Origin of the sequence: Bradyrhizobium sp. SK17 (assembly GCF_002831585.1) — a bacterium.
Lineage (GTDB): Bacteria > Pseudomonadota > Alphaproteobacteria > Rhizobiales > Xanthobacteraceae > Bradyrhizobium.
Genome location: NZ_CP025113.1, coordinates 3,091,440 through 3,113,511, shown reverse-complemented (window position 1 = coordinate 3,113,511; position 22,072 = coordinate 3,091,440). Strand labels below are relative to the sequence as shown.

Annotated in this window: 19 protein-coding genes and 1 pseudogene; 12 read left to right on the top strand and 8 right to left on the bottom strand. The window is 66.4% G+C overall.

The window, feature by feature from the left end:
* Positions 1-118 precede the first annotated feature (118 nt).
* A complete protein-coding gene (locus CWS35_RS14500) occupies positions 119-1,054 on the bottom strand; it encodes a neutral zinc metallopeptidase (RefSeq protein ID WP_024580476.1) in 936 nt (311 codons plus the stop codon).
* Between the two features lie 381 nt (positions 1,055-1,435).
* Between CWS35_RS14500 and CWS35_RS14495 the strand changes: the two genes are divergently transcribed.
* Complete coding sequence (locus tag CWS35_RS14495) at positions 1,436-2,569, top strand: site-specific DNA-methyltransferase (RefSeq protein WP_100952287.1); 1,134 nt, start codon at positions 1,436-1,438, stop codon at positions 2,567-2,569.
* A gap of 242 nt (positions 2,570-2,811) precedes the next feature.
* Positions 2,812-3,498 (top strand): glutathione S-transferase family protein, encoded by a 687-nt coding sequence (locus CWS35_RS14490; protein WP_024580473.1) that lies wholly within the window; start codon positions 2,812-2,814, stop codon positions 3,496-3,498.
* 61 nt (positions 3,499-3,559) lie between these two features.
* Here the strand turns inward: CWS35_RS14490 and CWS35_RS14485 are convergent, their stop codons facing one another.
* Both CWS35_RS14485 and CWS35_RS14480 read right to left on the bottom strand, forming a co-directional pair.
* Entirely contained in the window at positions 3,560-3,730 is a 171-nt protein-coding gene (locus CWS35_RS14485; protein ID WP_100952286.1) for a DUF1127 domain-containing protein, read from the bottom strand.
* 4 nt (positions 3,731-3,734) lie between these two features.
* Positions 3,735-4,178, bottom strand: a complete 444-nt coding sequence (locus tag CWS35_RS14480) for a nuclear transport factor 2 family protein (protein ID WP_100952285.1) — start codon at positions 4,176-4,178, stop codon at positions 3,735-3,737.
* Positions 4,179-4,302: 124 nt separating this feature from the next.
* Between CWS35_RS14480 and CWS35_RS14475 the strand changes: the two genes are divergently transcribed.
* Entirely contained in the window at positions 4,303-5,217 is a 915-nt protein-coding gene (locus CWS35_RS14475; protein WP_100952284.1) for a LysR family transcriptional regulator, read from the top strand.
* A gap of 167 nt (positions 5,218-5,384) precedes the next feature.
* Here the strand turns inward: CWS35_RS14475 and CWS35_RS14470 are convergent, their stop codons facing one another.
* Positions 5,385-6,005 carry a glutathione S-transferase family protein gene (locus CWS35_RS14470; protein WP_100952283.1) on the bottom strand — a complete coding sequence of 207 codons (621 nt, stop codon included), beginning with the start codon at positions 6,003-6,005 and terminating at the stop codon, positions 5,385-5,387.
* 173 nt (positions 6,006-6,178) lie between these two features.
* On the opposite strand from CWS35_RS14470, the gene CWS35_RS14465 reads away from it, so the two are divergent.
* On the top strand, positions 6,179-7,468 hold the full coding sequence (locus CWS35_RS14465; RefSeq protein ID WP_024580469.1) for a flavin-dependent oxidoreductase: 1,290 nt from the start codon (positions 6,179-6,181) through the stop codon (positions 7,466-7,468).
* A gap of 117 nt (positions 7,469-7,585) precedes the next feature.
* On the opposite strand, the gene CWS35_RS14460 is transcribed toward CWS35_RS14465, so the two are convergent.
* Positions 7,586-8,005: a PaaI family thioesterase gene (locus CWS35_RS14460; protein ID WP_100952282.1), complete on the bottom strand. Its 420-nt coding sequence runs from the start codon at positions 8,003-8,005 to the stop codon at positions 7,586-7,588.
* A 61-nt stretch (positions 8,006-8,066) separates the two neighbouring features.
* Positions 8,067-9,158: an A/G-specific adenine glycosylase gene (gene mutY, locus CWS35_RS14455; RefSeq protein WP_100952281.1), complete on the bottom strand. Its 1,092-nt coding sequence runs from the start codon at positions 9,156-9,158 to the stop codon at positions 8,067-8,069.
* A 140-nt stretch (positions 9,159-9,298) separates the two neighbouring features.
* On the opposite strand from mutY, the gene CWS35_RS14450 reads away from it, so the two are divergent.
* The 8 genes and pseudogenes from CWS35_RS14450 to CWS35_RS14415 all read left to right on the top strand — a co-directional run bounded on the left by CWS35_RS14450 (position 9,299) and on the right by CWS35_RS14415 (position 19,264).
* Positions 9,299-9,778: a DUF721 domain-containing protein gene (locus CWS35_RS14450; protein ID WP_024580466.1), complete on the top strand. Its 480-nt coding sequence runs from the start codon at positions 9,299-9,301 to the stop codon at positions 9,776-9,778.
* Positions 9,779-9,899: 121 nt separating this feature from the next.
* Positions 9,900-10,556 (top strand): DsbA family protein, encoded by a 657-nt coding sequence (locus tag CWS35_RS14445; RefSeq protein ID WP_024580465.1) that lies wholly within the window; start codon positions 9,900-9,902, stop codon positions 10,554-10,556.
* A 336-nt stretch (positions 10,557-10,892) separates the two neighbouring features.
* Positions 10,893-14,357: a chromosome segregation protein SMC gene (smc, locus tag CWS35_RS14440; RefSeq protein ID WP_100952280.1), complete on the top strand. Its 3,465-nt coding sequence runs from the start codon at positions 10,893-10,895 to the stop codon at positions 14,355-14,357.
* Positions 14,358-14,526: 169 nt separating this feature from the next.
* Positions 14,527-15,534 (top strand): small ribosomal subunit Rsm22 family protein, encoded by a 1,008-nt coding sequence (locus CWS35_RS14435; RefSeq protein ID WP_100952279.1) that lies wholly within the window; start codon positions 14,527-14,529, stop codon positions 15,532-15,534.
* A 231-nt stretch (positions 15,535-15,765) separates the two neighbouring features.
* Entirely contained in the window at positions 15,766-16,326 is a 561-nt protein-coding gene (locus CWS35_RS14430; protein WP_024580462.1) for a LemA family protein, read from the top strand.
* A 34-nt stretch (positions 16,327-16,360) separates the two neighbouring features.
* Positions 16,361-17,568, top strand: a pseudogene (locus CWS35_RS14425) (M48 family metallopeptidase).
* 223 nt (positions 17,569-17,791) lie between these two features.
* Positions 17,792-18,535: a hypothetical protein gene (locus tag CWS35_RS14420; RefSeq protein WP_024580460.1), complete on the top strand. Its 744-nt coding sequence runs from the start codon at positions 17,792-17,794 to the stop codon at positions 18,533-18,535.
* A gap of 60 nt (positions 18,536-18,595) precedes the next feature.
* Complete coding sequence (locus CWS35_RS14415; RefSeq protein ID WP_024580459.1) at positions 18,596-19,264, top strand: hypothetical protein; 669 nt, start codon at positions 18,596-18,598, stop codon at positions 19,262-19,264.
* Positions 19,265-19,309: 45 nt separating this feature from the next.
* On the opposite strand, the gene CWS35_RS14410 is transcribed toward CWS35_RS14415, so the two are convergent.
* Both CWS35_RS14410 and CWS35_RS14405 read right to left on the bottom strand, forming a co-directional pair.
* Entirely contained in the window at positions 19,310-19,849 is a 540-nt protein-coding gene (locus tag CWS35_RS14410) for an adenine phosphoribosyltransferase (RefSeq protein WP_100952278.1), read from the bottom strand.
* A gap of 14 nt (positions 19,850-19,863) precedes the next feature.
* On the bottom strand, positions 19,864-22,029 hold the full coding sequence (locus tag CWS35_RS14405) for an anthranilate synthase component I (RefSeq protein WP_100952277.1): 2,166 nt from the start codon (positions 22,027-22,029) through the stop codon (positions 19,864-19,866).
* Positions 22,030-22,072 lie beyond the last annotated feature (43 nt).

The following is a 22,072-nucleotide window of genomic DNA, read 5'->3' as shown; positions in this document are numbered from 1 at the left end:
GATGGGCCACGGGCTCCGTCATCCTTCGAGGCTCGCCAAGCGGGCGAGCACCTCAGGATGACGCCACCGAGCAGCGCGCCACAATATATATGTCGCGCTGCCGAAAAGCTGCCATCGCCTAGCCGCCGGCGAACGTGTTGCAGGCCTGCACGGTGCCCTGCTGGTAGCCGGTCATGAACCATTGCTTGCGCTGCGCGGCGGAGCCGTGGGTGAAGGAATCCGGCACCACCCGGCCGGTGGCCTGGCGTTGCAGCGTGTCGTCGCCGATCGCATTCGCCGTGGTCAGCGCGGCGTCGATGTCGCCGGCCTCGAGGAAGCCGGGCCGCTTCTTCTCCTCGCGGTTGACCCAGACGCCGGAGAGGCAATCGGCCTGCAACTCGACCTTGACCTGCAACGCGTTGGCCTCGGCCTTGCTGCCGGCCTGCTGCTGCAACCGGTTCACACGCGGGATGATGCCGAGCAGGTTCTGGATATGATGGCCGGCTTCATGCGCGATGATATAGGCCGCGGTGAATTTGCAGGCGTTGCCCGAGCAGCCGCGGAAGCGCGTCTCGACCTCGCGGAAGAAACCGGTGTCGAGGAAGATGGTCTTGTCCGGCGGACAATAGAACGGTCCCATCGCCGACTGCGCCATGCCGCAGCGGCCGCCATTGGTGGCGTTGCGGAACAGCACGATCTTCGGGCCGGTGTAGCTCTGGCCCGAGGCCTGGAAGATCTCGCTCCAGCGATCGTCGATCTCGCCGAGGATGCCGGCGATCATGCTGCCCATCTCGTCGGTCGGCGCGCCGCGCTTGGCCTGGCCGCCCGACGACTGCCGATCGGTCTGATAGGTCGGCGCCTGGCCACCGCCGGTGAGAATCTCGGCGCCGCCGATCAGGATGCGCGGATCGATGCCGAACGCATAGCCGAGCAGGCCGAGCACGATCACGGTGCCGATGCCGAGCCCGCCACCGCCGCCCATCGGAATGCCGAAGCCGCCGCCACCACCGCCCCCTCCGCTGTCGTCGCGACGGTCTTCGATATCGTCGCTGCGGCGGAAATCATCATAGCGCATGGCGGTTTCCCTTTATTCCAGTCGGCGCCCCAATGCGGGACACACCAACTTAAAATTTCCGTTCTGTTAATCAATATCCTGCCCGGCAAAAATTGCCTAGCCCGCAGGCGTGCATTCAGTGTGGTGCAGCCCGCTGCAAGCGGCAGCCGATCGACCCTTCGAATCGCGCCGGTTCGATGATCCGCGAAATTTTTCGCAGAACGCGCTGATGTTGCAGCACAACGCCAACCGCATTGCGCCACCTCACGCAAAAGCTGCTGCAATCTTTTGCATGAACATTTCCAATTAAGTCGATTTTTACTTTGCCGGGTCAATGTGGCGCCAGTCGGTTGTTTAGTCCCGCGTCGCCGACAGCGTCGCCTGAGTCAGAGTTCTTGAGTCATGGTAGTGTCGCGTCGCGGGGCGTCTGCAAGGGCGCCCCGCACTAAATTTGAGAGTGCCCCGTCGAGCCACATCGTCATTGGCGATTGCGTGGCCGAGTTGTCGAAGCTTCAGGCCGGCTCGGTCGACCTGGTGTTCGCCGACCCTCCCTACAATCTGCAGCTCAAGGGCGACCTCAAGCGCCCCGACGAGTCGCATGTCGATGCCGTCAACGACGACTGGGACAAGTTCTCGTCGTTCGCCGCCTATGACGATTTCACCCGCGCCTGGCTCCTGGCCTGCCGTCGCGTGATGAAACCGTCGGCCACGCTGTGGGTGATCGGCTCCTATCACAACATCTTCCGCGTCGGCGCCATCATGCAGGACCTCGGCTTCTGGCTCCTGAACGACATCGTGTGGCGCAAGTCGAATCCGATGCCGAATTTCCGCGGCCGCCGCTTCACCAACGCGCACGAGACCATGATCTGGGCCGCGCGCGACGAGAAGGCCAAGGGCTACACCTTCAACTATGAAGCGCTGAAAGCCTCCAACGAGGACGTGCAGGCGCGCTCCGACTGGCTGATCCCGCTGTGCACCGGTGAGGAGCGCCTGAAGGGCGACGACGGCAAGAAGGTGCATCCGACCCAGAAGCCCGAGCAGCTGCTCGCCCGCGTACTGCTGTCGTCGTCGAAGCCCGGCGATCTCGTGATCGATCCGTTCAACGGCACCGGCACCACCGGCGCCGTCGCCAAGCGCCTCGGCCGCAACTATATCGGCTTCGAGCGCGACCGAACCTATGCCGCCGCAGCCGAAGCCCGCATCGCCGCGATCGAGCCGCTGCCGGAGGCGACGCTCGCCCCGTTCATGACCGCGCGCGAGGCGCCCCGCGTGGCATTCTCCGAACTGATCGAGCGCGGCATGATCGTGCCCGGTGCCAAATTGGTCGACGCCAAGAAGCGCCATGGCGCGCTGGTGCGCGCCGACGGCGCCATCATGCTCGGCGACAAGGTCGGCTCGATCCACCGCATCGGCGCGGTCGCGCAGGGCGCCGGCGCCTGCAACGGCTGGACCTTCTGGCACGTCGAGACCAAGACCGGCCTCAGGCTGATCGACGAGCTGCGTGCCGAGATCCGCTCCGAGATGGCGGCGGGCTGAGCAAGCCGCACTGACTCTCCACTCGTCATTCCCCGATGCGCGATTGCGCATCGGGGGGCTCGCCGCTTCGCGGCGGCCCGATGCATGGAGAAAGATGACGCCCGCCGACCCGCGCGCTGCGCGCCCCTGCTTCACAAACTCGTCGCTTGCGCCGTGCAGTGAATTTTGCGCATGAGGGACGCTGCGGCTTTTCCCGCCGTGTCCCGATCTCGCCGGCCACAAGAACCAAGGGAGTCCCCTTCATGATCAAATTCTATTTCAATGGCGCACCGAACCCGAACAAGGTTGCACTCTTCCTGGAAGAATCCGGCCTGCCGTTCGAGGCGATCCCGGTCGACACCCGCAAAGGTGAGCAGTTCGCGCCGGAGTTCCTGAAGGTCAACCCGAACGGCAAGGTGCCGGCGATCGACGATGACGGCGTGCTGGTATTCGATAGCAACGCCATCCTGCTTTACCTCGCCGAGGAGAACGGCAAATTCCTGCCCGCCAACACCCCGGCCAACCGCGCCGCGACGCTGTCGTGGCTGATGTTCATCGCGACCGGCCTCGGCCCGTATTCCGGCCAGGCGGTGCACTTCAAGCATTTCGCGCCGAAGGACCTCGACTACGCCAACAATCGTTACCAGTACGAGGCGAACCGCCACTACAAGATCCTCGACGATCACCTCGCGAAGTCCCGCTACATGGTCGGCGACAGCTACACGATCGTCGACATGGCGTTCTGGGGCTGGGCGCGGATGGCGCCGTTCGTGCTCGGCGAGGAGAACTACGCGAAATATCCCAACGTGAAGCGTCTGGTTGACGAGATCTCGGCGCGGCCGGCCGCGGCTCGCGCCATCGCGCTGAAGGACAAGCACAGCTTCAAGGCCGAGATGGACGACGAAGCCCGCGGCATCATGTTCGGCCACCTCAAGAACAAGGTGGCGTAAGCCGTCCCCGATGCTGCGCGGGGTGGGCGCGCTGACGCGTCGCTCACCCCGCGCATTTTCGCTACGGCGGCCAGTACAGGCCGTGATCGCGCCGGCGATGATGAGAGACATCGGCGCGGCAGACGCCGATGTCCTGCAACTCCCGCTCGCTCATCGCAGCGAGCCGCCGCCACGAACGCCGGTTCTCGCGCCGTTGCCTGAACCAGACCAGTGCCGCCAACGCGGCCGCCAACGGCTCAACCCGCCGCGCGAACCTCGATCGACGGAAACGGACCGAGCGCCCTCTCGGTCAAGACCGAGTCGCAATATTCCCGCACCTCCTTGATCCGACCGCCGTCGAAGCGGAGCACCAGGCAATAGTCGTTGTCGTAGCGCCGGCCTTCCTTGGTGAGACTGTTGCCCTTGGCTTCGACCACCACGATGTCACCGTCGGCGACGATGCGGTTGGCGACGGTGCGGCCGCGCTCCGTCAGCCTCGAACGGACATGGCCGAGCAAATCCTTCAGGATCGACGGCTTGCCGGTGAAGGTGCGCGACCAGGAATATTGCCCGGTCACGGTCCAGATCGCGTCATCGGCGAGGGTTGCTATGAACAACGATTTCTCGCGCACCGCCGGGTCGGGATCGCCGGCGACGGTAAACATCTGCTGCACCAGTTTCTTGTTGTCGGCTGCGCTCATGGCGCGTCTCCTGTGATTGATTGGCTGACATCGAGGCGCTTCGCGTGAAGCGCCGTGCCCACCAATCCTGCGGCGGCGACGCGCATTCTTCCAATCGATAGGTGGTATGATATATATTCACCTGATGAATTTGAATTCGCTTGACCTCAATCTGCTGGTCGCGCTCGACGCGCTGCTGCGCGACGGCAGCGTCAGCCGCGCCGCGCTGCGGCTCAACCTATCGCAGCCGGCGACCAGCCATGCGTTGCAGCGGCTGCGCGACCTGATCGGCGATCCGCTGCTGGTGCGCAACGGCGCGCGGATGGAGCTGACGCCGCGGGCACAGGCGCTGCGCTCGCCGCTGGCGCAGGCGCTCGACCAGGTGCGCACGCTGTTCGTGGCGGACGATTTCGACGCCGCACGCAGCGACCGGCACTTCCGCCTGATGATGCCCGACCTCGCGGTCGAGCTCCTGATGCCGCGGCTGATGGAGAAGGTGACCCGGCTGGCGTCGAACGTCACCATCGACGTGGTACCGTGGCGGAGCTCGACGATCTTCACGCCGGACTTCGCCCGCACCATCGATCTCGTGATCTCGATCGGCAACTCCTTCAAGGGCTTTCACCGCCAGCGGCTCTACACCGACATCGATGCGCTCGCGTTGCGCCGCGGCCATCCCGTCGGCACCAAGCTCAGGAAGCGCGAGGCGTTCCTCGCCGCACGCCATGTCGCCGTGATCATCCGCGGCCACAACGAGGATCTGATCGACACCTGGCTGCGCGCCAAGGGCATCGAGCGGCGGATCGCGCTGGTGGTGCCGGGCTATATCGAGGCGCTGCACGTCACCGCACGCACCGACCTCGTCGCCTTCGTGCCGCACCGGCTGATCGCGGCGCTGGCGAAGCAATTGTCGCTGATGATCGTGACGCCGCCGCTCGATCCCGGGATCGACGAGCAGTACATGTTCTACCCGACCCGGGCGCAGATGGACCCGGGCTCGATCTGGCTGCGCAAGCTGATGCTGGAGACCGGACGGGAGTTGGAGACGGGGAAGGCATAGAGGTCCGAACTCTATCCTCACGTCGTCCCGGCGCAGGCCGGGACCCATAACCCCAAATCTTCGTGTGGCACGACGCTGGGGCCACAGCCCTGTCAAACAGCTGGCAACGGTGGTTTTGGGTCCCGGCATTCGCCGGGACGACACCGAGGTATGACGACCGCTCCGCCTTACGCCCTCTGCTCCGCCAGCACCTTCTGCACCGCCGGGCGGCTCTCCATCGCCGTGCGGTGCGCCTTGACCTTGGGCAAGGTCGCGATGTCGACACCGTCGCCGTCGAGCCAGAGGGTGAGCGTGTAGAGATAGGCATCGCCGACGGTGTAGTTCTCGCCCATCACCCACGGTCCCCTGAGCATGTCGCGCTCGATCAGGTTGAAGCAGGCGCCCATGGTCTTCGGGATCATCGTCTTCATGTCGGCGAACGAGCTCTCCTGGGTCGCCCAGCGCGCGCCGCGCATCTTGTGGGCGTGGCAGACATGCACCGTCGAGCAGAGATAGGAGTTGAACGACTGTAGCCGGGCGAATGCGAAGGCGTCGTCGAGCGGCGCGAGCTTCGCCTGCGGATAGGTCTGCGCGATATAGGCCAGCATCGCCGGCGTCTCGGTCAGCACGCCGTGCTCGGTCACCAGCGTCGGCACCCGGCCCTTCGGATTGATCTTGAGATATTCCGGGCTGTTCTGCTGGTTGTTCTTGAAGTCGAGCCGCTCGACCGTGTAGGGCGCGCCGGCTTCGGCCAGCGCGATGTGGGAGGCGAGCGCACAGGTGCCGGGGGCGGTGTAGAGCTTGAGCATGTCGTTGTCCTCTGCGGGCCTTGTCGGTTCGTGGCGAACCCGGCCGTTGCCTTTTTATGAGATGCGGCGGACGTTAGCGGCACCACCCCTCGCCGTCCACCCCGCGCGGTGCCGCGGACTTGCCCGCGGCGGGGCCGCCATGCGAAGACCATGGCCAATCGAGAGGGCCTTTCATGACTGTACTCATTGCAGGTGGCGGAATTGGCGGGCTGACGCTGGCGCTCAGCCTGCATCAGATCGGCGTGCCCTGCCGCGTGTTCGAAAGCGTGCCGGAGCTGCGGCCGCTCGGCGTCGGCATCAACGTGCTGCCGCATGCGGTGCGCGAACTGATCGAGCTCGGCCTCCACGACGTGCTCGACGCGACCGCCGTGCGCACGCGCGAGCTCGCCTATTTCTCCAAGCACGGCAAGCCGATCTGGAGCGAACCACGCGGGCTCGAGGCCGGCTACAAATGGCCGCAATTCTCGATCCATCGCGGCCGCTTGCAGCAACTGCTGCTTGATGCCGCCACCGAACGGCTGGGACGCGACAACATCCTGACCAGCCATCACCTCACCGGCTGGACCGAGACCGCCGACGGTGTCCGCGCCGAGTTCATCGACAAGGCAACCGGCAAGCCGGCGGACAGCCATGACGGCGCGGTGCTGATCGCCGCCGACGGCATCCATTCGGCGGTGCGCGAGAAGCTCTATCCGCAGGAGGGTCCGCCGATCTGGAACGGCCGCATCCTGTGGCGCGGCATCACGCGGGCGAACGCCTTCCTGACCGGCCGCACCATGATCATGGCCGGGCACGAGACCCTGAAATTCGTCTGCTACCCGATCTCGAAGGAGGCCGGTGCCGACGGCAAGTTCGACATCAACTGGGTCGCCGAGCGGCACATGCCGCCGACCTATCAATGGCGCCGCGAGGACTATAACCGCACTGCGAAGCTCGACGAGTTCCTGCCCTGGTTCGAGACCTGGAACTTCGACTGGCTCGACGTGCCCGGCCTGATCCGGAACTGCCCGCATGCCTACGAATATCCGCTGGTCGATCGCGATCCGATCCCGCAATGGACCTTCGGCCGCGTCACGCTGATGGGCGACGCCGCGCATCCGATGTACCCGATCGGCTCCAACGGCGCCTCGCAGGCGATCCTGGATGCGCGCACGCTGACGCGCGAGATCCTGGCGCATGGCCCGACGCAGGCGGCGCTGTCAGCCTATGAGGCCGAGCGGCGACCGGCGACGACCGATCTCGTGATGCTGAACCGCCGCAACGGCCCGGAACAGGTGATGCAGCTGGTCGAAGAGCGCGCGCCCGATGGCTTCAGGATCGTCACCGAGGTGCTGTCGCAACAGGAGCTGGAAGACATCGCTGCCAACTACAAGCGCGTCGCCGGCTTCCAGGTCGAGGGCCTCAACGCCAAGCCGCCGATCGTGCAGCGGGCGGGCTCATACAATCTATCCCCGTCATCCTGAGGAGCGCGTAGCGCGTCTCGAAGGATGCACGGCCCGGCCGGTGGCCGTCGACCCTTCGAGACGCGCGCGAGATCCGCGCTCCTCAGAGCGACGGAATTGGGTGGAGCGCAAGTGGCGCTACCGCAGCACCCGCGCCGCTTCCACCAGGCGGATGCTGCTGCTCGCGGTCGCGAGCAACGTGCCGTCGACTGCGGTGAGCCGGCCCTCGACGAAGGCGATGGTCTTGCCGAGCTGGGTCACCGTCGCCTCGCCGGTGATCGGTCCGGGCTTGGCCGGCGCCAGGAAGTTCACGGTCATCGAGATGGTCGTGGTGAACAGCCTGCCCTCGGTCATCACGAACACCGCCGGCCCCATCGTGTCGTCGAGCATCGAGGACAGCATGCCGCCCTGGACGAAGCCGGCGGGATTGCAGAACTCCGGCTTGCCGTCGAAGACGATCTTGATCCAGCCGTCCTGCGGGCGGGCATCGACAAGCTGCCATCCCAGCAATTTGGCACAGGGCGGTTTCGGAATCTGGTCGAGCGCGGTTGCGATCATGGCGGCCTCCGTTGTGACGGAGGTCGTAGCCGGTCGCTGCTGCCAGCATGGTGTCAGCAGGTCAGAGATCGAGGCCGTGGGCGACCACCTTGCGCATCACATTCGGAAACGCCTCGCCATCGAGGGTTGCCACCGGCACCCAGCGCATGCCCTCCGGCGCGCGGGTCCGCGGCGGCACACTGGCGGTGTAGACGACGAGCTCGAGCGGGAAGTGGGTGAAGACGTGGCTGACGATGCCGGCCTTGCGGTGCCAGCGCGTGACGCCCCTGAGCTCCGGGGCCTGCGCCAGCGCGGCGTCTTCCTCCTGCCCGGCCAGCCATTGCGATCCCGGCACTTCGGTCATTCCGCCGAGCAGGCCCTTTTCCGGGCGCGAGCGCACCAGCAGTTCGCCGCCCCGCGTCACCACGAAGGCGGCGCCGCGGCGCAGCGTCCCGGTCTTTTTCGGCGCCTTGCGCGGAAATGTCTCCTGGTCGCCGCGGATGCGGCCGGCGCAATCGTCATTCAGCGGACATAATGCACAGGCCGGTTTCTTCGGCGTGCAGATCGTGGCGCCCAGATCCATCAATGCCTGCGCACTGTCGCCGGCACGCGCCGGGCCAAGCAACGTCGCGGCCATCTCCTTGATCAGCGGCTTGGCCTGCGGCAGCGCCTCCTCGATGGCGTAGAGCCGGCTGACCACGCGCTCGATATTGCCGTCCACCGGCATGGTGCGGCGGTCGAATGCGATCGCGGCGATCGCAGCCGCGGTGTAGGGCCCGATCCCGGGCAGCTCGCGCAGGCCCTCTTCGGTGTCCGGAAACGCCGCGGCATGATCGCCCAGCACCGCGACCGCGCAGGCGTGCAAATTGCGCGCCCGTGAGTAATAGCCGAGCCCGGCCCACATCCTCAGGACATCGTCAAGCGACGCGCGGCCGAGCGCGGTGACGTCTGGCCAGCGCGCCAGGAACTTCTCGAAATACGGCCCGACCGCCCGCACCGTGGTCTGCTGCAGCATGATCTCCGACAGCCACACCCGGTACGGATCGGCCCGCTCCCCGGCGTTCGCGCGCCACGGCAGCGTCCGGCGATGCCGGTCATACCACGCAAGCAGCCGCGCCGGGCGATCGGCGGGCTGTTCGGTCGATTTGGTCTTGGCGGCCGTGCGAGAGCTCATGGACGTATCTTAAGGCAAATCCCACCACGTCATGCCCGGGCTCGACCCGGGCATCCACGTCTTTCTTTGCGTGGCCCGGAAGCGTCACCACATTGATGAACACGGTTTCAGCGGCGTCGCCACCGCACTATAACCCTCCCATGTCCAAACCCGGCCCGATCAGCGCAAAGCCCCTGTCGATCCTGCTCAGCGACGTCTTCAAGGACGCCTATGCCAAGCAGGGCTTTGCCGCGCGCGAATTGGTGACGCGCTGGACCGAGATCGCCGGCGACCGGATCGCGCCCTATTGCGAGCCCATGAAGATACAATGGCCGCGCCCCGTCGAAGGGCAGCCGCAGGAGCCGGCGACGCTGGTGCTGCGGGTCGAGGGGCCGATGGCGCTGGAGATCCAGCATTCCTCCGACGTCATCCTGGAACGGGTCAACCGGTTCTTCGGCTGGCACGCGGTCGGCCGCCTGACCATCCGGCAGGCCCCGCTGTCGCGCCGCAGCCGCCCGGCGCGGCCGCGCCCGCCTGACGCCAAGAGCGTGGCCCGGGAGGCGGCAAACCTCGCCGCCGTGGAGGACGACGAGCTGCGCGCGGCGCTGGCCCGGCTGGGCGCCACGATCAAGCGAAATTGACGCTTTTCGATGGCGCTGCCGCAAGTCCCCGGCATTGCCACAATGGTCGTTTCAAGCTAGCGAAGGCTTCTTTTCGGGACCCCTTCATTCTGGCGTGAACGCGCCAATCCGGGAGCTGACCTTGATCATCACGCGCCGCGCTTTCAACACCGCTCTCTCGCTGACCGGCCTGGCCGCCCTCGCCGGCCTGTCGCCGCTGCGCCTGATCTCGGACGCATTCGCGCAGACCGCCGCCGAGGTCGCCAAGCCGCAGTCGCTGCCGGACATGGGCCTCGGCCCGCAGGACGCAAAGGTGACGATCGTCGAATACGCCTCGATGACCTGCCCGCATTGCGCCAATTTCAACGAGACCGTGTTCCCGAAGATCAAGTCGACCTACATCGACAGCGGCAAGGTCCGTTACGTGTTCCGCGAATTCCCGCTCGACATCAAGGCCGCCGCCGGCTCGATGCTGGCGCGCTGCATCGCCAAGGACGACGCTCCGAAATACTTCACCGTGATCGACCTGCTGTTCCGCCAGCAGAACGACTGGGTGATGAAGAACACCACCGAGACGCTGACCCGGATCGGCAAGCAGGCTGGCCTCAGCCAGCAGCAGGTCGAGGACTGCCTGAAGGATCAGAAGCTGCTCGACAAGATCGCCGCCGACCAGAAGTACGCCAACGAGGTGCTGAAGGTGAATTCGACGCCGACCTTCTTCATCAATGGCGAAGTGCTGAAGGGCGAGACCTCGTTCGAGGAATTCAGCAAGCACATCGACCCGCTGCTGAAGAGCTGATCACGCGCCTTCCGAATCCGACGTCATCGTGCCCCGCGTTCGCGCCGGGCACGATAGTTGTGGATGACTTGCGATCACGGCATGCAGCGGTCGCATTATTTCGTTGTTGAAAACCTGATTCGCGCGATGCGAATCTTCAGGGACGTGCAGCGAGGGCAAAACCCCTGCAAATCCCTTGGGAAAAGCTGGGTCAAGCGGTTGCCCTGACGCGCGGGCATCGCCATTGTCGCCGCTCATGAGAGCTGCACGCAGCTATTCACCCCAGACACCGACATTGCCATCCATGGTATTGTCACGGCAGGGAGATTCGCGCCCGGCCAAGCGAGATTTGTGTACATGAAGCTCACGCGCCTCCGCCTGCACGGTTTCAAGTCGTTCGTTGAACCCACCGATTTCATGATCGAGCCGGGCCTGACCGGCGTCGTCGGACCGAACGGCTGCGGCAAATCCAATCTCGTCGAAGCGCTGCGCTGGGCGATGGGCGAGACCTCGCACAAATCGCTGCGCGCCGCCGACATGGATGCAGTGATCTTCGCCGGTTCCGGCAACCGTCCGGCGCGCAACCACGCCGAAGTCGTGATGACGATCGACAATTCCGATCGCTCGGCGCCGGCCGCCGTCAATGACAGCCAGCTGCTCGAAATCTCCCGCCGCATCGAGCGCGAGGCCGGCTCGGTCTATCGTATCAATGGCCGCGACGTGCGCGCCCGCGACGTGCAGATCCTGTTCGCCGACGCCGCCACCGGCGCGCGTTCTCCGGCCCTGGTCCACCAGGGCAAGATCGGCGAGATCATCCAGGCCAAGCCGGAGCAGCGCCGCCGCGTGCTGGAAGACGCCGCCGGCGTGGCCGGTCTGCATGCCCGCCGTCACGAGGCGGAACTGCGGCTCAAGGCGGCCGAAACCAACCTGACCCGCGTCGAGGACGTGATCGGCCAGCTCACCGGCCAGATGGAAGGCCTGAAGAAGCAGGCCCGCCAGGCGATCCGCTATCGCGAGGTCGCGGCCAAGGTGCGCAAGTCCGAAGCCATGCTGTTCCACCTGCGCTGGATCGGGGCCAATGCCGACGTCAACGACGCCGCGCAGAACCATGATCTCGCCGTGCGCGAGATGGCCGAGCGTACCCAGCATCAGGCCGAAGCCGCGCGCATCCAGGCGATCCGTGCCACCGAACTGCCGGCGCTGCGCGATGCCGAGGCGCGCGCCGCCGCCGGCCTACAGCGCCTGACCAATGCGCGCGAGATGCTCGACCGCGAGGAGCAGCGCGCCAAGGAGCGCGTCGGCGAGCTCGACCGCCGCCTCACCCAGTTCGCCCAGGACATCGCGCGCGAGCAGCAGCAGACCTCCGACGCCGACATCGCGTTGCAGCGCCTCGACACCGAAGACGCGGAACTGAAGGAAGAGATCAAGTCGCGGGTCGAGAAGCGCTCCGGCGTCGACGAGCGCGTCTCGGAGGCCGAGGAGATCCTGGCCGCCACCGAGCGCCAGTTCTCCGAGCTGACCACGCAGCTCGCCGATCTCACCGCCAAGCGCAACCAGCTCGAAGCCGGCGTCCGCACCCATCGCGACCGGCTGGCGCGGCTGGATCAGGAGATCGCCAGCGTCCAGGCCGAGGAGTCCAAGCTCGCGCAGGAGACCGGCAATCTCGGCGACATCGACGCGCTCGCCGCCGCCATGGAGATGGCGCAGCAGACGCTCGCCGAATCCGAGGCCGCCGTGCAGTCCAGCGAGGCGCATCACGCCGCCGCGCGGCAGACGCTGGAAGCCTCCCGCAATCCGCTCGCCGAGGCGGAGAAGCGCGTGCAGCGGCTCGAGACCGAAGCCCGCACCATCTCCAAGCTGGTCACCAGCGAAACCAAGAATCTGTGGCCGCCGATCATCGACGGCATCACCGTCGCCAAGGGTTATGAGAAGGCGATCGGCGCCGTGCTCGGCGACGACCTCGATGCGCCGGTGGATTCCTCGGCGCCGATGCGCTGGACCAATGTCGGCGAAGCTGCCGAGGATCCAGCGCTGCCCGATGGCGTCGAGCGGCTGGCCGATCACGTCCAGGCCCCGCCGGAACTGGCGCGCCGCCTCGCGCAGATCGGCGTGATCGCCAAGGAGCGCGGCGCCGCACTGGTGTCGCAGCTAAATACCGGCCAGCGGCTGGTGTCGCTCGAAGGCGACGTCTGGCGCTGGGACGGCTTCGTCGCCGACGCGCATGCCCCGACCGGCGCAGCCCGCCGCCTCGCCGAGCGCGCCCGCCTGGTCGACATCGAGCATGAGCTGGAACAGGCCCGCATCGATGCTGCCGCCAAGCGCCAGGCGCTGGAGACGGCCGAGGAAGAACTGCGCTCTGCCGCGGCAGCCGAGGGCGCCTCGCGCGAAGCCGTGCGCGCCGCCCGGCGCGAGACCGATGCCGCGCGCGAGCGCCATGCCGCGACCGAGCGCGAGATCAATCGCCATGCCGCGCGCAAATCGGCGCTGACCGAGGCCCACAGCCGCGTCGCCGCCGACCGTGCCGAGGCCGAAGCCGCCCATGAGAGCGCTGCTGCTGCGCTTGCCGAATTGCCGCCGGGCGTCGAGACCGAAGCCCAGCTCGCCGCGGTGCGCTCCGAGATCGACAACCAGCGCCGGGCCGCGGCGCAGGTCCGCGCCGAGGCGCAGGCACTGGCCCGTGAGGCCGAGCTCGCCGACCGCCGCGTGCAGGCGATCCTCGCCGAGCGCAACGAGTGGCAGACCCGCAAGACCAGCGCCGCCTCGCAGCTCGGGACGATCGAGGCACGCATCGCCGAGGTGTCGATCGAGCGCGAAGAACTCGCCAACGCGCCGGAAGTGTTCGCCGAGAAGCGCAGCGCGCTGATCACGGAGATCGAGCACGCCGAGGGCGATCGCCGCATCGCCGCCGATGCGCTGGCAAGCGCCGAAGCCGCGATGGCGGAAACCGACCGCGTCGCCAAGGCCACGCTCGAAGCCCTCTCCTATTCCCGCGAGGCCACCGCGCGCGCCGAGGAGCGCATGGAAGGCACCCGCCGCCGCCTCGCCGATATCGAGCGCGAGATCCACGACATGCTCGAGGTCGAGCCGAGCGCGGTGGTCGCCATGGCCGAGATCGAGCCGGGCGCGGAGCTGCCGCCGGTCGGCCAGGTCGAGGAAGAGCTCGAGAAGCTGCGCCGCGACCGTGAGCGGCTCGGCGCCGTCAACCTGCGCGCCGAGGAAGAGCTCAAGGAAGTCGAGACCCAGCACACTGCGCTGACCACCGAACGCGACGACCTGGTCGAGGCGATCAAGCGGCTGCGCCAGGGCATCCAGAGCCTCAACCGCGAAGCCCGCGAGCGGCTGCTGACCTCGTTCGAGACCGTCAACAACCACTTCAAGCGGCTGTTCACCGAGCTGTTCGGCGGCGGCGAAGCGGCGCTGCATCTGATCGAGAGCGACGATCCGCTGGAAGCCGGCCTCGAGATCATCGCCAAGCCGCCCGGCAAGAAGCCGCAGACGCTGTCGCTGCTCTCGGGCGGCGAGCAGGCGCTGACGGCGCTCTCGCTGATCTTCGCGGTGTTCCTCACCAACCCGTCGCCGATCTGCGTGCTGGACGAAGTCGACGCGCCGCTCGACGACCACAACGTCGAACGGTTCTGTAGCCTGCTGCATGAAATGACCGGCTCGACCGACACGCGCTTCATCATCATCACGCACAATCCGATCACGATGGCGCGGATGAACCGGCTGTTCGGCGTCACCATGGCCGAACGCGGCGTGTCGCAGCTGGTCTCGGTCGACCTGCAAGGCGCAGTGGACATCCTCGACCAGAACGTGGCGTAGGGTTGCCACGGAGTTTTTGGGCGCAAGCGTCTCAGCGTCGTCATTGCGAGGAGCGTAGCGACGAAGCAATCCATGCCTCAGCAAGCGGGTGATGGATTGCTTCCGCCTTCGCCGAAAGGCTTCGGCGGACAAGTCGCCCCGCTCACGATGACGTGCGATAATGGGTCGTATGACCTCACCTGATCTCCCTGCCGAACTGCGCGCCGCGCTCAACGCCCGGCTCGTCGGCCTGTCGCGCAATGACGCCGCCGGCCGCGCCGCTGCGATCTCGCGGACCTATCGCGAAGGCGGCAACTCAGGGACGATCAGGACCGAGACCGATGCACTGGCCTACGCACTGGCGCGGATGCCTGCGACCTATGCCGCCGTGGTCGCAAGCCTGAATGCGCTGACGGAGATCAGGCCCGACTTCGCGCCGGCGAGCCTGCTCGATGTCGGCGCCGGCCCGGGAACCGCGACCTGGGCGGCGGCGGAGACCTTTGCCCCGCTGCGCGGCTTCACCCTGCTCGACGCCAACGGCGCGCTACGGACGTTGGCGGTGGAATTGTTTCGCGACAGTGCACGGCTGCACAGCACCAGCTACGAACTCGGCCAGGCCCGCGCCCTGCTCGACAAGGCCGCCCCCGCCGACCTCGTCGTCGCCAGCTACATGATCGGCGAACTCGGCGAGACCGAGCGGACCGCGCTCGCCGATGCGCTGTGGTCGAAAACCCGCGACACGCTGCTGGTCGTCGAACCCGGCACCCCCGCAGGCTATGCGCGCATCATCGCACTCCGCGCCCGACTGATCGCCGCCGGCGCGCATGTCGCCGCCCCCTGCCCGCATGACCGCGGCTGCCCGCTGGTCGCGCCCGACTGGTGCCACTTCTCGCAACGCCTGCAACGCTCGCGCGCGCACAAGCAGGTCAAGGGCGCCGAGTTGCCGTTCGAGGACGAGCGCTTCGCCTATGTGGCGCTGAGCCGTGCACCGGTGGCCGCACGGCCGTCGCGGCTGCTGGCGCAGCCGGACGTCGGCAAGGTCGAGATCGCGGTCAAACTATGCACGCCGGAGGGCGTATCGGTGACAAGGGTCCCACGCCGCGCCAAAGCCGAATACGCCAGCGCCCGCCGTTGGCGATGGGGCGATGCGGTGCAAATGTCCGACGCTCGTCGTCCCGGCGAAGGCCGGGACCCATAACCCCCGACCCCGATCTTGAAGCGAAGCCGGCGCCGCTTGCGCCCTTTCCACGGGCCGCGGCGTATGGGTCCCGGCCTTCGCCGGGACGACGCAGAACCAGCGGGGCGACGATGTTGAACCAGTTCGCGTCCATCCCCGACCAACCTGTGCCCACCTCTTCGCGGCGGGCTGCCCTGTGCCCCGATCCTGGGTTACGGTGCCGCCGTCTCATCCATCAGGAGCTGCCCTGTCATGTCGACCAGCTGGATCGTTATCGGCGTCATCGTTCTTCTCGTGCTGTTTGCGTTCGGCGCCTACAACCGCCTCGTCGCGCTCAGCCAGCGGGTCGGCCAGGCCTTTGCCGACATCGACGTGCAGCTCAAGCAGCGCCACGACCTGATCCCGAACCTGGTCGAGACCGTGAAGGGCTACGCCTCCCATGAACGCGGCACGCTCGAAGATGTCATCAAGGCGCGCAATTCGGCGATCTCGGCGCAGGGGCCGGCCCAGGTCTCGGCGGCCGAGAACCAGCTCTCCGGCGCGCTCGGCCGGCTGATCGCGCTGTCGGAGGCCTATCCCGACCTCAAGGCCAATGCCAACTTCCAGCAGCTCGCCTCGGAGCTCTCCGACATCGAGAACAAGATCGCCGCCAGCCGCCGCTTCTTCAACAACGCGGTCCAGGAATACAACACCGGCATCCAGCAGATGCCAGCCGCGCTGTTCGCCGGCATGTTCGGCTTCACCCGCAAGGATTTCTTCGACCTCGGCGCCAGCCGCGCCGAAGTCGAGACGGCGCCGAGCGTGAAGTTCTGAGGCGCACAGCGCGCCGGCGAGAGGCTGCTCCGTCATGGCCGCCTATGGTCTCTACACGCACATCGCATCGAACAAGTTTCGTTCGATGCTGCTGCTCGCCGGCCTGTTCCTGCTGATCTACGTGCTGGTCTATGCCGGCGCGCTGGTCGCGGAGGTGATGACCGATAGCGGCCGCACGGTCGACTATTACTTTGCGCGGGCCTGGCGCGACCTGGTCTCGGCCTTCCCGTGGGCGACGATCGCAGCCGTCGCCTGGATCGTGATCGCCTATTTCTTCCACCAGAACATGATCGATGCCGTCACCGGCGGCGAAAGCGTGACCCGGCAGCAAGAGCCGCGGCTCTACAATCTCCTGGAAAATCTCTGCATCTCGCGCGGCATCCCGATGCCGAAGCTGAAGGTGATGGACAGTCCGGCGCTGAATGCATTCGCGGCCGGCCTGAACCGGCGGCAGTATTCCATCACGGTCACCACGGGTCTGCTGAACGCGCTGAACGACCAGGAGATCGAGGCCGTGCTGGGCCACGAGCTGACCCATATCAAGAATGGCGACGTGCAGCTGATGGTGGTCGCCGTGATCATCGCCGGCGTGGTCGGTTTCTTCGGCGAGCTGTTCTTCCGCCTGTTCACAAATCTGTCGTGGAGCGGCGGAGGCTGGTCGTCCTCGTCATCCTCCCGATCGTCGTCATCCTCCTCGGACCGCGACAGCAAGGGCTCGGGCGGCGGCGCGATCATCGTGATCATCATCGCGGTCGCGCTGATCGTGCTGGCCTGGCTGCTGTCGCAGGTGGTCAAGCTCGCGCTGTCGCGGTCGCGCGAATATCTCGCCGATGCCGGATCGGTCGAACTGACGAAGAATCCCGATGCGATGATCTCGGCGCTGCGCAAGATCGAGAACCGCGGCGAGCTGCCGGGCGCCACATCGGCGGTGATGGAACTCTGCGTCGACAATCCGCGCGAAGGTTTCGCCGACCTGTTCGCCACCCATCCGTCGGTGAAGTCCCGGGTCGATGCGCTGGTGAAATATGCCGGCGGCCACGATCCCGGACCGCTGGCGCTGCCGGATGAGACGGACACGAAGGACGAAGCGCAGGTGGGGGCGGCCAGCCTCCGCCGGTGACCCATGGCCCGTGGGGCGACGTGCCGCCGGCGCCGTCGAACAATCCGCCGCCGCTGCCGGGCGCTGGCCCGGCACAGGGACCATTTGGACCGCTTCAGGGACCTTGGGGCCGGCATCGCTGATCGACCCGCACAGGCTTGCGCGCATGTCGCGGCGGAAATCGTCACGCACATAGCCGGATCATGCGCTAGGCACCTCAGTCCATTAAGGAAATCCCTACCAAACCGATTGTAGGCGCCTTAAGGAATTGAATTCTCCCTCGTTTCTGCCATGTTCGCGCCCAAAGCAGGTGTGGGGACTTGCCGATCGCCATCGCGATCGGGAGCGCGCTTTTAAGGGATTTCCATGGCAAAACCGGTCGTGATCGTGGTGGGCGCAGACAAGGGCGGGGTCGGCAAGACCACCGTCTCGCGGACGCTCCTGGACTATTTCAGTGCCAATAACGTGCAGACCCGGGCGTTCGACACCGAGTCGCCGCGCGGTACGCTGAAGCGCTTCCATCCTGACATCACCGAGATCGTCGACATGACGACGACCGCGGATCAGATGAAGATCTTCGATACGCTGAACTCGGGACCCGCCGTCACCGTGATCGACGTCCGCGCCGGCCTGCTGTCGCCCGCGCTGGCCTCGCTGCGCGACATCGGTTTCCTCGATGCGGCGCGCTCCGGCCAGATCACCTTCGCCGTGTTCCACATCCTGGGCCCCTCGATCGCCTCGCTGGACGAGATCGCCGAGACCGCCAACTTCATGACCGGCGCGAAATACTTCCTGGTGAAGAACTTCATCAACGACACCCAGTTCTTCCAGTGGGACCAGGCGACCTACAACTCCTACTTCCACCGCATCAAGGATGCGACCGACCTCACGATCCCCAAGCTCAACGAAATGGCCTATGAACAGGTCGAGGTCTCGTCGGTCCCGTTCCTGAAGTTCGTGGCGAACAAGGGCATCAACGACGACGCCGCCAACTACTCCTTCGTGCTGCGCGGTTATGTCCGGCACTGGCTCGCCAATGTCTGGAGCGAGTACGATCGGATCAAGCTGACCGACCTGGTCGGCGCCAAGTCGGCCAAGGGCGAAAAATAGTCGCGGCTGCGGCCGCGTTGGGGCTGGATTGGGTAGAAATTTGGCCTGATATAGCGGGCGATGTCATCGACGCCCGTCTACATCATCTGCTCGCCCCGCCCGCAGGTCGGCAAGACGCTGATCGCGCGGCTGCTCGGCGAATTCCTGCTGCTGAAGAACGGCGACGTGGTCTGCTTCGACATCAATCTGAAGGAGCCGTCGCTGCTCGACTATTTGCCGCGGATCACCGAGACCGCCGACGTGATCGACACCTACGGCAAGATGCAGCTGATGGACCGCGTCATCGTCAATGACGGCATCGCCAAGGTGGTCGATCTCGGCTACCACGCCTTCGACGAATTCTTCAAAATGTGCGACCAGATCGGGCTGATGAAGGAGGCGCTGCGCCGCCGCGTCGCGCCTGTCATCCTGTATGTCGCGGATACCGACCGCGCCTCGGTGCGCGGCTACCAGACGCTGGCCGGCATGATCCCGCCGAACGGGCTCGTCGTGATCGACAATGAATTCGTGGTGCGTGGCGAGTTGCCGCCGGTCATGACCGCGAGCCGGGTGCTGCGCTTCCGCGCGCTGCCGGTGTTCCTGAAGACCTATATCGACCGGCTGAATTTCTCCTTCACCGGCTATCTGCGCCAGGAGAAGGATTCCTCGACCGAGCTGCACCAGTGGGTCCGGAGGAACTACACCACGTTCCGGGATCTCGAACTGAGCATGCTGCTGCAACGAGGTTAGCCGTCGTCCCGGCGAAGGCCGGGACGACGTGTGGAGAGAGCGGGGCTAATGCCCCTCGAACGCCATCAGCGTGCGCACGGGTACATCCATCGCGCGCAGCTTGGCGGCGCCGCCGAGATCGGGCAGGTCGACGATGAAGCAGGCGGCGACCACATTGGCGCCGATCTGGCGCAGCAGTTTGACCGCGCCCTCCGCGGTGCCGCCGGTCGCGATCAGATCGTCGACCAGGATCACGCGCTCGCCGGGCTGCACGGCATCGGCATGCATCTCCATCTCGTCGATGCCGTACTCCAGCGAATAGGCGATCCGCACCGTGGTGTGCGGCAGCTTGCCCTTCTTGCGGATCGGCACGAAGCCGGCCGAAAGCTGGTGCGCCACCGCGCCGCCGAGGATGAAGCCGCGCGCCTCGATGCCCGCGACCTTGTCGACCTTCGACCCGGCCCAGGGATGCACCAGCTCATCGACCGCCCGGCGGAACGCGCGGGCATCGGCCAACAGCGTCGTGATGTCGCGAAACAGGATGCCCGGCTTCGGGTAGTCCGGGATGGTGCGAACGGTCGCCTTGAGGTCGTGGTCGAAGGTCATTGGTCTCGCAATCCTCAATTGGCCGGCGGACTAAGCCGGAATGCATTCTCGACAATGCGCAGGCCCACCTCGTTGCCGAGCGACATCAGCGATTCCGGATGGAACTGGACGCCGCCCACCGGCAAGGTCTTGTGCTCGATCACCATCGCGACGCCGTCCTCGGTGGTCGCGGTCACCGCCAGTACCTCGGGCACGCTGTCGCGCTCGACATAGAGCGAATGGTAGCGGCCGATCACGATCTCATTGGGCAGATTATGCATCAGCCTGCCGCCGCGCACCTGGACCCGCGAGGGACGGCCATGCGCCGGCTGGGTGAGCTGGCCGAGCTCGCCGCCGAAATATTCGCCGATCGCCTGCACGCCGAGGCAGACGCCGAAGATCGGCAGCTTGTCCTGAAGCGCGGTGTCGATGGTCTTCGCGATGCCGAAATCCTCCGGGCGACCCGGTCCGGGCGACAGCACCAGAAGGTCCCAACCCTTCCGCTTCAGCATGTCCTGGGCATGGATGTGCCGGACCACGGTGACGTTGGCGCCGACCTGGCGGAAGTAATCCGCCAGCATGTGCACGAAGCTGTCGTCGTGGTCGATCAGCAGCACGTTCTTGCCGGAGCCGGTGGCATCGGGTGCGGAGTCTGACAGCGGCTTCGGCGGATCGCCGCGCAACGCCTGGAACAGCGCCGCTGCCTTGACCTGGCACTCGCGATCCTCGGCCGCCGGATCGGAATCGAACAGGCAGGTGGCGCCGACGCGCACCTCCGCGAGGCCGTCCTTCATGCGGATGGTGCGGATGGTGAGCCCGGTGTTGATGCTGCCATCGAAATTGACGCAGCCGATCGCGCCGGCATACCAGCGCCGCGGCGACCGCTCATGGTCCTCGACGAACTGCATCGCCCAGAGCTTCGGCGCACCGGTCACGGTCACGGCCCAGGCGTGGGTCAGGAAGGCGTCGAGCGAATCGAAGCCCGGCCGCAGCATGCCCTCGACATGGTCGACGGTGTGGAACAGTTTCGAATAGGTCTCGATCTGGCGCCGCGCCAGCACCTTGATGGTGCCGGGCACGCAGACCCGCGCCTTGTCGTTGCGGTCGACGTCGGTGCACATGTTGAGCTCGAACTCGTCTTTTTCCGAGTTCAGCAGCTTGCGGATCTGTTCGGCGTCGCCGATCGAGTCCGAGCCGCGCGCGATGGTGCCCGAGATCGGGCAGGTCTCGACCCGGCGGCCGTCGGAGCGGACGAACATCTCGGGCGAGGCTGAGACCAGGAACTCACCGTCGCCGAGATTCATCAGCGCGCCATAGGGCGACGGGTTGATGCGGCACAGCCGCTGGAACACTTCCGCCGGCGAGCGCTCGCAAGGCTCGGCGAACAGCTGCCCGGGCACCGCCTCGAACAGGTCGCCGCGCGCGAACGCCGCACGCGCGACCTCGACCGTCGCCTGGTATTCGCCCGGGGCGTGATCGGCAAAGCCCTGTCGTCCGGCCATTGCATAGAGGCTCGGCGCGGTCTCGTTCGGCTGGCCGGCGGTGGATTTGCCCTTCCACGCGAACTCGTAATTCAACGCCACGCCGCGGCCGGTGGCGCGGTCATAGGCCAGCAGGCGGTCCGGCACGTAGAGCACGATGTCGCGCTGGTCGGCCTCGCGGGCGCGCTTCTGCTTGAGGTCCTCGATCTGGAACACGAGGTCGTAGGCGAAGGCACCGAACAGGCCGAGCAACGGGTCGGCATTGGAGGTGAACGCCGCCACCATGTCGCGCACCAGCGACATCACGCTGGCGCGGCGGGTGCGCTGGTCTTCCTCGACCGGCGCCTCGCCGCGGATGATATGGCCGGCGAGCTTTGTGGCGCTGCGCTCCGAGATCACGACGCACGGCTCGCGCAGCACGTCGCCGAGGAAGGCGATCAGCACCTCACCGCGCGGGTTCAGCGCCTGTAGCGAGAAGTCGGTGCCCGAGGTCTCCAGCACCAGCGGCGGATCGGCAAAGCCGAGGTCGAAGCTCTCGTAGCGGCCCGGCACCGTGGTGCCCGAGGACAGCACCACGCCGCGGCGGCGGTCGAGCAATGCGATCAGATCGTCAAGGCGGTTGGCGCCGCCGGTGAACTGTTCGACCACGCGCGCGACCGCGAGGCCGCCATGGGTCAGATACTCGCTCTTGGCCGGCAGGGAGAAGACTGTCCTGTTCATGTGATCCTCTTACGAGACTTGGGAAGAGAGCGCCACACAGGAC

Coding starts and splice junctions, on each gene's coding strand:
- CWS35_RS14500 (WP_024580476.1), bottom strand. CDS start 1,054: ATGCGCTATGATGATTTCCGCCGCAGCGACGATATCGAAGACCGTCGC.
- CWS35_RS14495 (WP_100952287.1), top strand. CDS start 1,436: ATGGTAGTGTCGCGTCGCGGGGCGTCTGCAAGGGCGCCCCGCACTAAA.
- CWS35_RS14490 (WP_024580473.1), top strand. CDS start 2,812: ATGATCAAATTCTATTTCAATGGCGCACCGAACCCGAACAAGGTTGCA.
- CWS35_RS14480 (WP_100952285.1), bottom strand. CDS start 4,178: ATGAGCGCAGCCGACAACAAGAAACTGGTGCAGCAGATGTTTACCGTC.
- CWS35_RS14475 (WP_100952284.1), top strand. CDS start 4,303: ATGAATTTGAATTCGCTTGACCTCAATCTGCTGGTCGCGCTCGACGCG.
- CWS35_RS14470 (WP_100952283.1), bottom strand. CDS start 6,005: ATGCTCAAGCTCTACACCGCCCCCGGCACCTGTGCGCTCGCCTCCCAC.
- CWS35_RS14465 (WP_024580469.1), top strand. CDS start 6,179: ATGACTGTACTCATTGCAGGTGGCGGAATTGGCGGGCTGACGCTGGCG.
- CWS35_RS14460 (WP_100952282.1), bottom strand. CDS start 8,005: ATGATCGCAACCGCGCTCGACCAGATTCCGAAACCGCCCTGTGCCAAA.
- mutY (WP_100952281.1), bottom strand. CDS start 9,158: ATGAGCTCTCGCACGGCCGCCAAGACCAAATCGACCGAACAGCCCGCC.
- CWS35_RS14450 (WP_024580466.1), top strand. CDS start 9,299: ATGTCCAAACCCGGCCCGATCAGCGCAAAGCCCCTGTCGATCCTGCTC.
- smc (WP_100952280.1), top strand. CDS start 10,893: ATGAAGCTCACGCGCCTCCGCCTGCACGGTTTCAAGTCGTTCGTTGAA.
- CWS35_RS14435 (WP_100952279.1), top strand. CDS start 14,527: ATGACCTCACCTGATCTCCCTGCCGAACTGCGCGCCGCGCTCAACGCC.
- CWS35_RS14430 (WP_024580462.1), top strand. CDS start 15,766: ATGTCGACCAGCTGGATCGTTATCGGCGTCATCGTTCTTCTCGTGCTG.
- CWS35_RS14420 (WP_024580460.1), top strand. CDS start 17,792: ATGGCAAAACCGGTCGTGATCGTGGTGGGCGCAGACAAGGGCGGGGTC.
- CWS35_RS14415 (WP_024580459.1), top strand. CDS start 18,596: ATGTCATCGACGCCCGTCTACATCATCTGCTCGCCCCGCCCGCAGGTC.
- CWS35_RS14410 (WP_100952278.1), bottom strand. CDS start 19,849: ATGACCTTCGACCACGACCTCAAGGCGACCGTTCGCACCATCCCGGAC.
- CWS35_RS14405 (WP_100952277.1), bottom strand. CDS start 22,029: ATGAACAGGACAGTCTTCTCCCTGCCGGCCAAGAGCGAGTATCTGACC.